Annotated in this window: 8 protein-coding genes and 1 pseudogene; 4 read left to right on the top strand and 5 right to left on the bottom strand. The window is 71.6% G+C overall.

From position 1 onward, the window contains the following. The 3 genes and pseudogenes from BW996_RS21625 to BW996_RS04775 all read left to right on the top strand — a co-directional run. A pseudogene (locus BW996_RS21625) lies at window positions 1-298 on the top strand (IS3 family transposase); the annotation flags it as partial. 89 nt (window positions 299-387) lie between these two features. Next, window positions 388-696 carry a DUF485 domain-containing protein gene (locus tag BW996_RS04780; RefSeq protein WP_037484535.1) on the top strand — a complete coding sequence of 103 codons (309 nt, stop codon included), beginning with the start codon at window positions 388-390 and terminating at the stop codon, window positions 694-696. Further along, entirely contained in the window at window positions 693-2507 is a 1815-nt protein-coding gene (locus BW996_RS04775; RefSeq protein ID WP_037484533.1) for a cation acetate symporter, read from the top strand. The genes BW996_RS04780 and BW996_RS04775 overlap by 4 nt, the downstream gene beginning before the upstream one ends. A gap of 101 nt (window positions 2508-2608) precedes the next feature. Here the strand turns inward: BW996_RS04775 and BW996_RS04770 are convergent, their stop codons facing one another. From BW996_RS04770 to BW996_RS04760, 3 genes are read right to left on the bottom strand one after another with little or no spacing between them, the layout of a single operon-like run. Then, entirely contained in the window at window positions 2609-3598 is a 990-nt protein-coding gene (locus BW996_RS04770; protein ID WP_051632183.1) for a tripartite tricarboxylate transporter substrate-binding protein, read from the bottom strand. Continuing rightward, window positions 3595-4980, bottom strand: coding sequence for a sensor histidine kinase (locus BW996_RS04765; protein ID WP_076458669.1), 1386 nt, complete (start codon window positions 4978-4980; stop codon window positions 3595-3597). Before BW996_RS04765 ends, BW996_RS04770 begins: the two co-directional genes overlap by 4 nt. Next, window positions 4967-5674, bottom strand: coding sequence for a response regulator (locus tag BW996_RS04760; protein ID WP_051632182.1), 708 nt, complete (start codon window positions 5672-5674; stop codon window positions 4967-4969). Before BW996_RS04760 ends, BW996_RS04765 begins: the two co-directional genes overlap by 14 nt. 143 nt (window positions 5675-5817) lie before the next feature. Between BW996_RS04760 and BW996_RS04755 the strand changes: the two genes are divergently transcribed. Then, window positions 5818-6810 carry a Bug family tripartite tricarboxylate transporter substrate binding protein gene (locus BW996_RS04755; protein WP_037484527.1) on the top strand — a complete coding sequence of 331 codons (993 nt, stop codon included), beginning with the start codon at window positions 5818-5820 and terminating at the stop codon, window positions 6808-6810. Here the strand turns inward: BW996_RS04755 and BW996_RS04750 are convergent. Beyond that, on the bottom strand, window positions 6797-7453 hold the full coding sequence (locus tag BW996_RS04750) for a 3'-5' exonuclease (RefSeq protein ID WP_051632181.1): 657 nt from the start codon (window positions 7451-7453) through the stop codon (window positions 6797-6799). The genes BW996_RS04755 and BW996_RS04750 overlap by 14 nt on opposite strands. Further along, a complete protein-coding gene (locus BW996_RS04745; protein WP_037484525.1) occupies window positions 7453-9300 on the bottom strand; it encodes a putative nucleotidyltransferase substrate binding domain-containing protein in 1848 nt (615 codons plus the stop codon). The genes BW996_RS04750 and BW996_RS04745 overlap by 1 nt, the downstream gene beginning before the upstream one ends. Window positions 9301-9399 lie beyond the last annotated feature (99 nt).

Below are 9399 nucleotides of genomic sequence, written 5' to 3'. Positions count from 1 at the left end.
CAGCGGCGGCTTCAAGGATCTGCAGGCCGCGCGGCAGTGGGCCAGCGCGTTCGTGCATTGGTACAACCACGACCACCGTCACAGCGGCATCCGGTTTGTGAGTCCGGCACAGCGCCATGCAGGGCAGGACCGGGAGATCCTGGCGGCGCGCGATGCGCTGTACGGCCAAGCCCGTCAGGCGAACCCGAAACGCTGGTCGGGCAAGACCCGCGACTGGTCGCCCATCGGGGCAGTCACGCTCAATCCCGAGCGGGAATGTGTGGCCGCGGCCACCGAAATAAGCGCAGTCGCGGCATGACTTACGCGGCAACTACCTTGACATGCTCCGGTATCGCTTCCTAGACTGAAATCCGGATATTCAACAACCATTCCAATCCGGAGCACCAAATGTCAGATCCTGTGGTCGCCCGCATCAGGGCAAACCCCAAGTATGCGGAACTCAAGAGCAAGCGCAGCAGCTTCGGCTGGTGGCTGACGCTGCTGATGATGGTCGTGTACTACGGCTACATCTCGCTGATCGCCTTCAACAAGGAGTTCCTCGGCCAGCGCATGGGCGAAGGCGTGACCACGCTGGGCGTGCCGATCGGCATGGGCGTGATCATCTTCACCATCGTGATCACCGGCATCTATGTGCGCCGGGCCAATGACGAGTTCGATCGTCTGACCAAGGAAATCATGCAGGAGGTCTCCAAGTGAGCCGCACGCTGAAGACTCTCCTCGCGCTGGCGGGCACCCTGGGTGCCGGCGCCGCGCTGGCGGCTGGCGCCGACATGGGCACCGCCGCCAAGCAGGCGACCAACTGGACCGCCATCGCGATGTTCGCCCTGTTCGTGGCGGGCACGCTCTACATCACCAAGTGGGCGGCGGCCAAGACCAAGTCGGCCGCCGACTTCTACACCGGCGGCGGCGGCATCACCGGCTTCCAGAACGGCCTGGCCATCGCCGGCGACTACATGTCGGCCGCCTCCTTCCTGGGCATTTCCGCCGCGGTGATGGCCAGCGGCTACGACGGCCTGATCTTCTCGATCGGCTTCCTGGTCGGCTGGCCGGTCATCACCTTCCTGATGGCCGAGCGGCTGCGCAACCTCGGCAAGTTCACCTTCGCCGACGTGGCCGGCTACCGCTTCCAGCAGACCCCGATCCGTGCCTTCGCGGCCTCGGGCACGCTGGTGGTGGTCGCGTTCTATCTGATCGCGCAGATGGTGGGCGCCGGCCAGCTGATCAAGCTGCTGTTCGGCCTCGACTACTGGCTGGCGGTGGTCATCGTCGGCGCGCTGATGATGGTCTACGTGCTGTTCGGCGGCATGACCGCGACGACCTGGGTGCAGATCATCAAGGCCGTGCTGCTGCTGTCGGGCGTGACCTTCATGGCCTTCATGGTGATGGCGCAGTTCGGCTTCTCGCCGGAGGCGCTGTTCGCCAAGGGCGTCGAGGTCAAGGCCACGATCGCTGCCAACGCCAAGACCGCTGCAGTGGCCGCCGCTGCGGCCAGCGCCGCGGTCGCGCAGACGCCGGAAGCGGTGGCCGCTGCCGCCGCTGCCGCGTCGAAGGCCGAGGCGATGGATCCGGCGAAGATCGGCCAGGCGCTGATGGCCCCGGGCGGCTTCGTCAAGGACCCGATCTCGGCGATCAGCTTCGGCATGGCGCTGATGTTCGGCACCGCAGGTCTCCCGCACATCCTGATGCGCTTCTTCACCGTCCCGGACGCGAAGGAAGCCCGCAAGTCGGTGTTCTGGGCCACCACCTGGATCGGCTACTTCTACATCCTGATCTTCATCATCGGCTTCGGCGCGATCACGCTGGTGCTGACCAACCCCGAGTTCGCCGACACCGCCAAGGGTGTCATCAAGGGCGGCGCGGGCACGGCCAACATGGCCGCGGTGCTGGTGGCCAGGTCGGTCGGCGGCGACGTGTTCTACGGCTTCATCTCGGCGGTGGCCTTCGCGACCATCCTGGCGGTGGTGGCCGGTCTGACGCTGTCGGGCGCCTCGGCGGTGTCGCATGACATCTACGCCACGCTGATCAAGAAGGGCAAGGCCGACAGCGCCGCCGAACTGAAGGTCTCGCGCATCACCACGCTGTCGCTGGGTCTGCTGGCCGTCGTGCTGGGCATCGCCTTCGAGAAGCAGAACATCGCGTTCATGGTCTCGCTGGCCTTCGCGATCGCTGCCTCGGCCAACTTCCCCGTGCTCTTCATGAGCGTGCTGTGGAAGGACTGCACCACCAAGGGCGCCGTGATCGGCGGCTTCCTGGGCCTGATCAGCTCGGTGGGCCTGACCGTGGTGTCGCCCTCGGTGTGGGAAGTCACGCTGGGCAACCCGAAGGGCTCGGCCTGGTTCCAGTACAGCTCGCCTGCGCTGTTCTCGATGACCATCGCCTTCGTCGGCATCTGGATCTTCTCGCTGCTCGACCGCAGCAAGCAGGCCCAGCAGGAACGTGCGGCCTTCGAAGCCCAGCAGGTCCGCTCGGAGACCGGCCTGGGTGCCGCTGGCGCCTCGGGTCACTGATCGCCACGAACTGACCGGCCGGAGGTCTGCGGATTTCCGGTCCGGCTCCCCACGACACCCGGCTCGCGCCGGGTGTCGTCGTTTGGGGCGAAATCAGCGCCTCAACGGGCCTCGGGCGGGCGACGGAGCTGATCGAGCGCCTGGCGCAGCCGATCGATCTCCGCGTGCACGCGCTGCTGCGGATCGTCGTCGTGGCCCGCCACGGGAGGCGGCGGCAGCGACAAGCCCAGCCGGCGCAGCGTGGCCAGCCAGCCCGGCTGCCGGCGCGCCAGGTCCAGGCGACGCGCCAGCTCGTCGGCCTGCGGCAGATCACGCGCGACATAGACCCCGCGCAGGATCGGCCAGATCAGATCCGCGCCCTGCTCGCGCGCGGTCGGCACGCCCGCCAGCACGCCGTCCAGACGCTGCGGCGCCAGCACCGCCAGCACCCGCAGCGGCGCGCCCTGGCGCAATTGATGCACCACCTCGGCCGCATCGCCCGCCAGCACCTGCACATGGCGGCCGGTCAGCGCCCGCATCGCGTCGCCCCCGCCCTCGAAGGCGACCAGCCGCAGCGCACGCGGTCCCAGCCCGGCCGCCCGGGCCAGCAGCGCCGCCTTCATCCAGTCCTGGCTGCCGATCGTGCCGCCGGCCCCGAAGGCGAGCGCCGCCGGCTGCTCGCGCCAGGCCCGCAGCAGCGCGGGCAGGTCGCGCCAGGGCGCGTCGCGGTGCACGACGACCACGCCATGGTCGAGCGCCAGCGGCATCAGCCAGCGCACCTCGTCCGGTCCGTGCCGCCCGAAGCGCCCCTGCGCCAGATTCAGCAGCGTGCCGGTGGAGAAGGCCACCGCCTCGGCGCCGGGCGGGCGGCGACCGCGCACCACCTCGTCGTAGACCAGCGCGCCGATGCCGCCGGGCTGGTGCAGCAGCGGCAGCGGCGGCTCGCCCGGCTGCGCCAGCGCCTCGCGCAGCAGCAGGCAGGTCAGCTCGAAGCCGCCGCCGGGCTGCGCCGGCGCGACGCAGCGCTCGATCGGCGCCGCCGCCCGAAGGGGGCCGTGCAGCATCAGCGCGACCCCCAGCGACAGCGCCCGCAGACCGATCAGGGCCCTCATGCCCGCCCCTGCGGCCAGACCAGCCGGACCGCCAGGCCCGACCCACCCTCGCCCGGCCCGGTCTCCAGCCGACCGTGATGGCGCCGGGCCACCGCCGCGGCGATCGACAGGCCCAGGCCCGAGCCCCGGCTGCCACGCCCGCGCACGAAGCGCTCGCCCAGCCGCGCGCGGACCTCGGGATCCAGGCCGGGGCCGTCATCGCGCACGCCGAGCCAGGCCGGGCCCGCGCCGTGCTCGAGGCCGGCCTCCACGGTGACGCGGCCGCCCGCGCGCCCATGCACCAGCGCGTTGTGCGCCAGGTTCATCAGCGCCTCGCGCAGCAGCAGCCGGTCGCCGCACACGGCCGGCAGCGTCTCGGGCGCGTCGGCGCCGAGATCGACGCCGCGCTCGCGCGCCAGCGGCAGCAGCGCCAGCGCCACCTCGCGCGCCAGCTCGGCCGGATCGAAGGCCGCGCCGCCCACCTCGCCGGCATCCGCACGCGCCAGCGCCAGCAGCTGGCCGGTGGCCCGCGTCGCGAGATCGAGCTCCAGCGACAGCGCCTGCAGCGCCTCCTCGCGCCGGGCCGGATCGGCCTCGCGGCGCAGGTAGTCGAGCTGGGCGCGCAGCGTCGTCAGCGGCGTGCGCAGCTGGTGCGAGGCGTCATCGACGAACTGGCGGCGCTGCGCCAGCAGCCCGGCGCTGCGTTCGAGCTGGCGGTTGATCGCCTCGACCAGCGGGCGCAGGTCGGCGGGCAGCTCGGCCTCGCGCAGCGGCTGCAGGTCATCGGGCGAGCGCGCGCGCACCGCCTCGGCCAGCCGGCGCACCGGCCGCAGCGCCCAGGCCGACACGCCCGCCACCGCCAGCGCCAGCAGCCCGAGCAGCGAGGCGTCGCGCCACAGCGCCTGGCGCACGAAGGTGCGGGTGAAGCGCTCGCGCGCCTGCACGCCCTCGGCCACCTGGATCACCACCTGGCGCGCGCCGCCCACCGGCCGGTCCAACGCGCGCAGATAGGCGCCCACGCGCACCGGCTCGCCGAAATGCTCGGCGTCGTAGAACTGCGGCTCGCCGGCGCGCAGCGGGCGCGGCGGCAGCGGCAGCTCCGGCGTGCCGATCTCGACCTGTCCGTCGTCGGTGGCGACGCGGAAATGCACCGGCCCGTTGCCGGCGAGCTGGAAGAACTCGAACAGCGCATAGGGCTGCTCGACCGCCAGGCCGCCCGAGGCGGTCGAGACATTCAGATCCAGCCCCTTGATCGCGCCCAGCAGCGAGCGGTCGTAGGCGGCGTCGGCGGCCTGCTCGGCCTCCTGGCGGGTGAAGGCGAGACTCGCGGCCAGCACCAGCGCCACGCCCGGCAGCAGCCAGCCCAGCAGCCGCGCGCGCAGCGTCGCGTCAGAGCGCAGCACCGCCGCCCCCGGGCACTGCGCCCGCCTGCGGCTCCGGCTCCAGCGCATGGCCCAGGCCGCGGTAGGTGCGGATGTGCACGCCCGAGCCCTCCAGCCGGCGGCGCAGCCGGTGCATCAGCACGTCGAGCGCGGCCGGCTGCACATCCTCCTCGTCGCCGAAGACGCGCTCGAGCAGCTGCGCGCGGCCCATGGGCTCGCCGCTGCGCACGATCAGCGCCCGCAGCAGGCCGTGCTCGCGCGGCGACAGCGCCAGCACCTCGCCGGCGAGGGTGAACTGGCGACTGGCGGTGTCGAACTGCAGCGGCCCGCAGGCCAGGCGCGGTTGCGCCCGCCCGCGCGAGCGCCGGATCAGCGCGCCCAGCCGCGCCTCCAGCTCGGCCAGCGCGAAGGGCTTGGGCAGGAAGTCGTCGGCGCCCTCGTGCAGCGTGCCGACCCGCTCGGCCAGCGAGTCGCGCGCGGTCAGCACCAGCACCGGCAGCGTGGCTCCGGCCGCGCGCAGCCGGCGCAGCACCTCGTGGCCATCGCGGCCGGGCAGGCCCAGGTCGAGCACCAGCGCGTCGTGGTCGCCGCCCAGCGCGGCGCGCTCGGCCAGCCGCCCGTCGTCGACCCAGTCGACGCGAAAGCCCGACTGCGCCAGCGCCCGCGAGAGCCACTCGCCCAGCCCGTGTTCGTCTTCGGCCAGCAGGATGTGCATCGGCCGGATTATCGGCGGGGCCGCGCGCCGCGCCGATCCGGGTCAGCCCCCCGCGGCTGAAAGGTGGCTGAGAGGTCGGCTGCGGCAGCATCCCCGGCCACGTTCCCCCGAACCTTTCAGAACACCGCACCGGAGACTGCCCGATGACTTCCTCCCCGATCGACCGCCGCGCGCTGCTGCGCCTGGGCACGGCCGCCGCCGGCGCGCTGGCCCTGCCCGCCTCGCTGCGCGCGCAGTCTGCCTGGCCGAACAAGGCGATCCGCTTCGTCGTGCCCTTCGCCCCCGGCGGCAGCTCGGAGATCATCGCCCGCGCCACCGCCGCGGAGATGCAGAAGATCCTCGGCCAGTCGGTCTTCGTCGACAACCGGCCCGGCGGCGCCGGCAACGTGGCCATGGGCGAGGTCGCCCGCGCCGACGACCAGCACACGATCATCCTCGGCCACATCGGCACGATGGCGGTCAATCCCTACATCTTCGACAAGCTGCCCTACGACCTGGCGCGCGACTTCCGCCCGGTCTCGCTGCTGGCCAAGGTGCCCAGCCTCTACCTGGTGCACCCGGACCTGCCGGTGCGCAACATGACCGAGTTCATCGCGCACGCCAAGAAGAACCCCGGCCGGCTGAACTACGGCTCGGCGGGCAACGGCAGCGCCGGCCACCTGGCGATGGAGTACCTGAAGATGACTTCAAACACCTTCATCACCCATGTGCCCTACCGCGGCACCGGCCCGATGCTGACCGACCTGATCGCCGGGCGGCTCGACGCGGCGTCCATCGGCGCGGCGGCGGTGCTGCAGTTCATCCGCGCCGGCAAGCTGCGCTGCATCGCCACCGGCACCACCCAGCGCATCGCGCAGCTGCCCGACGTGCCCACGGTGGCCGAGCAGGGCTTCCCCGGCTTCGAGATGACGCAGTGGTACGGCCTGAACGCGCCAGCCAACCTGCCGCAGCCGGCCATCGATCGCCTGGCCGCAGCCGCAGCCAAGGCGGTGCGCGAGCCCGCGACGCTGGAGCGTCTGGCCCATGACGCCGCGATCGCCGTCGGCAGCAGCTCGGCCGATTACGCGAAGTTCATCGAGGCCGAGCAGAAGCGCTGGAAGCCGGTGATCGCCCGCGCGAAGATCAAGCCGGACTGACGCCGACCAGATGGCGCAGCTTGACGAAGGCCAGCCCGGCCATCACCGCATCGTTGAGCGCGTCATGGGCGTCGCGCTGCGGCAGGCCCAGGTCGCGCATCAGCGTGTCGAAGCGCAGGTCGATGTTGCGGTCCTGCTCATGGCCGCGCAGCTGGCGGAACTTGAAGTCGTGGTAGAGCGCCGAGACCTCGATGCGCTGCTGCGGCAGCGGCACGCCGGCCATCGGCAGCAGGATGCGCTCGAGCATCGCCACATCGAACTCCAGGTAGTAGCCCACCAGCGGCCGCGCCCCGATGAAGCGCAGCAGCCGATGCATCGCCTCCTCGGGCGCCAGCCCCTGCGCGACATCGCGCTCGCGCAGCCGGTGCACCCGCACGCTGTCGGCCGAGATCGCCCGGCTCGGGCGCACCAGCAGCGACAGCGCCTCGCTGGTCATCAGCCGGTCGCCGACGATGCGCACCGCGCCGATCGAGATGATCTCGTCGCGGCGCCGGTCCAGCCCGGTGGTCTCGCAGTCGATCGAGACCCATTCCTGCGGCGGCGCGCTCTCGTAGAGAAAGGCCAGCGCCGGATCGCGCAGGCGACGGCGCTGCCATTCGCGCGAGAGCTGGCGCCAGCCGCGCCCCATCAGGTCGGGCAGCATCACAGCATCTCCAGGCGGTAGTGGTGATGCAGGTGGACACGGAAGCGCTTGACCACCGCCAGCGTGTCCTTCAGCAGATCGCGGTCCAGGCTGCCGAGCCGCTCGACCGCGATGCCGGAGCCGGCCGCGCGGCCCTGCTCGATCGCCTGCAGTCCGGCCTTGAGCTTCAGGTCCATGAAGAAATGAAGGCTCTCGATCAGCTCGGCACCCAGCCGGGACTCGAGGTGGCCGCCGGCCATCAGCGCCTCGATGCGCGCCACCGTGCCGGTCTCGGCCAGGCGGTGCTCGAAGGCCAGGCTGCGCACGCCGTGCACCAGCGGGAAGATGCCGGCCTTCTTCAGGTCGAGCTGCTCGCGCGCGCCCTCGCCCAGGCCGAGGATGCGGCTCCACCAGCCGCTGCCGTGCTGCGCGAAGGCCTCGACCGCGCCGGCAAAGCGCGCCAGCACGCCGGCGTTGTCGCTGGCGAAGGCCCAGACCTGCTCGCGCAGGCCGTGCAGCAGCGCCGCATCTCCGCTGACCGGGTGGGCGTCGAGAAAGATCGCCAGCGCCATCAGGTGGTCGGGCGTGGGCTCGAGCAGCCAGCGCCGCACCCGCCGCGCGAAGGCCTGCTCGTCGTCGCGCCACTCGGAATTGCTGATCATGATGCCGCCGGCGCAGGGCGGATAGCCGAAGTCGGCCAGCGCGGCCGAGAAGCGCGCGCAGACGGCCGCGAGATCCAGCTCCGGCGGTGGCGTCCAGCCCTGGCGCAGCACCAGGCCGTTGTCCTGGTCGGTCTTGAGCAGCTGCTCGCCGCGGCCCTCGCTGCCCATGACGAACAGGCAGCTGTTGGCGATCAGCTCCGGCGGCGCGATCAGCTGCCAGGCGCGCTCGAACAGCGTCGCGTTGAGCTCCTGCACCAGCCGCGCGATCATGCCGACCCGGGTGCCGCTGCGGTGCAGCACCCCGATCAGCCGGGTGATCTGGCCGGCTGCCTCCTTCAGCGTATCGAGGCTCTCGGCCTGCAGCATCTGCAGCGTGATCAGGTAGGAGTGGTTGGAGAGATAGCTCAGCAGGTCGAGCTGCTGCAGGAAGCCGACGATGCGCCGCTCGGACCCCTCGCCCTCGGCCACCACCAGGCGGTGGATGCGGTGGCGGATCATCAGCGCCAGCGCGTCGAACAGCGGCATGTCCGGGCGCACCGTCACCAGATCGAAGTTCGCCAGCTCGCGCACCGGCAGCCGGTCCAGCGGCGTGCCGTGCAGGATGGCCTTGGGCAGGCTGGTGACGGTGAAGATGCCCAGGCGGGGCGGATCGCTCGCGCGGTCGTCGACCAGCACATTGGTGGTGCGCTGAGTCTGGAAGACCCGCGCGACCTCGGTGATCGAGGCCTGGCCGTCGACAAAATGCGCCGGCCGCAGGAAGGCCTGGTCGACCCGCGCCATCGTCAGCGACTGCAGCTCGTGCTGGCTGCTGCGCTCGGCCAGCGCCCCGAGCTTGTTGGAGAGATCGGCGAACAGCAGCGCGCCGAAGGTGACGTTCGAGGCGATCAGCGCCGAGACCGCCTCCTTCGCGAGCCGGTAGGTCACCACCTCCTCGACGGCGACAAAGCGGCTGCTGGCGCGGCCGGCCACCAGCGCGCGGCCGTCGAAGCAGTCGTCGGGGCCGTAGCTGCCCTGCTGCTCGTCGCCGTCCCACTGCTGGACGTGACCCTTGATCAGCACGAACAGGTGGGTCGGCTCCTGGCCGGGCGCCAGGATGACCGCACCCTCGCGGAAATACTCGATGTCGACGCTGCGGCGCACCCGGTCGCGCTCGTCGGCGTCCAGGCAGTCGAAGGGCGAGGCGGCGAAGTTGAAGGCGCTGGGCACGGGGCGATGTCTCCTCTTGTGGCCTGTCGTTGCCGGACCATTCTGTCCGGCACGGCTTGCACGGAGCCTGCGCCGCATCAAGGTCGCCATCGCCGACAA

It is taken from the genome of Sphaerotilus natans (assembly GCF_900156335.1).
In the GTDB taxonomy this organism is placed as follows: domain Bacteria; phylum Pseudomonadota; class Gammaproteobacteria; order Burkholderiales; family Burkholderiaceae_C; genus Sphaerotilus; species Sphaerotilus natans.
This window is presented reverse-complemented; position numbering and strand designations above follow the sequence as displayed.